Genomic DNA, 1125 nt, shown 5'->3' with positions numbered 1-1125 from the left:
CGCGTGGGTGGGAGGCTTTCGGGGTGGCTTATCAACCCTCACCTTCGGCTGCGGGCTCGTCTCTTCCTCCGTTGTCACGGCCTCAGTTGGCGGAGGCGCGTCGTGTTCGGGCGGTCGAGCTGTTCGGGCAGGGTCTCTCGAACTCCGACATCGCGCAGATGGTGGGGGTGCACGCGGAGAGCGTGCGGCGCTGGAGACGTGCTTGGGAGAACGGTGGAGCTCAGGCCTTGCGGCGAAAGCCGGCCCCCGGCCGTCGGCCGAAGTTGGACGACGCCCAGGTGGAGCAGGTGCGGGCCGCGTTGGAGCAGGGCGCCCAAGCGCATGGCTTCGAGGCCGATCTGTGGACCTTGGAGCGGGTCGGTGTGGTGGTGGAGCGGGTGACAGGGGTGTCGTTGTCGCGGGCGACGGTCTGGCGCCTGCTGACTGGCCGACTCGGCTGGAGTCTGCAAAGGCCCGAGCGTCGTGCGGTGGAGCGGGACGAGTCGGAGATCGCCCGTTGGGTTGCGCATGAGTGGCCGCGGATCAAAAGGGGGCGGTGAAGAAACGTGCCTGGATCGTGTTCCTCGACGAATCAGGCGTCTCCCTGCTGCCTCAGGTCCGCCGCACCTACGCACCCCGAGGCCGGACCCCGCTGCTGCGGCACCGGCTGAACTGGAAACGGGCGTCGATGGCCGCGGCCCTGGGATACCACGCAAGTGATCCCGATCGAGGAGCCCGCCTGTGCTTCCATCTCAAGCCCGGCAGCTACGACACCGCCGCCCTCATCGAGGTCCTGGAGCAGATGAAGGTGTTCTACCGCGGCGAGCGGGTGGTACTGGTCTGGGACGGCCTGTCCGCCCATTGGAGCCGCGCGATGCGGGCGTGGGTCGCCGACCAGGACTGGCTCACCCTCGAGCGATTACCCGCCTACGCTCCCGAGCTCAATCCAGTGGAGCTGCTGTGGTCCTCGCTCAAGAAGCGTGAACTTGCCAACCTCGCCGGCGACCACCTCGCGGATGTCGCCGACGCCACCGAACAAGGCATCCACCGCATCAACCACAACCCACAACTGCCATGGTCCTTCCTCACTCACACCGGCCTGACCATCCATCCAGCACACCCACCGAACTTACGAAAAGATCAGTA

2 protein-coding genes are annotated in these 1125 nt (G+C 66.8%); both read left to right on the top strand.

Annotation, left to right across the window (positions count from 1 at the left end; translation table 11 throughout):
* Positions 1-539: IS630 family transposase (locus tag ACZ4NT_RS39345; RefSeq protein WP_467730240.1), on the top strand; the 539-nt coding region annotated here is incomplete at its 5' end.
* A partial coding sequence (locus tag ACZ4NT_RS39340) for an IS630 family transposase (RefSeq protein WP_467730238.1) occupies positions 536-1125 on the top strand: 590 nt, incomplete at its 3' end. The genes ACZ4NT_RS39345 and ACZ4NT_RS39340, both read left to right, overlap by 4 nt.

This window comes from Streptomyces sp. NPDC026417, from assembly GCF_055567695.1.
This window is presented reverse-complemented; position numbering and strand designations above follow the sequence as displayed.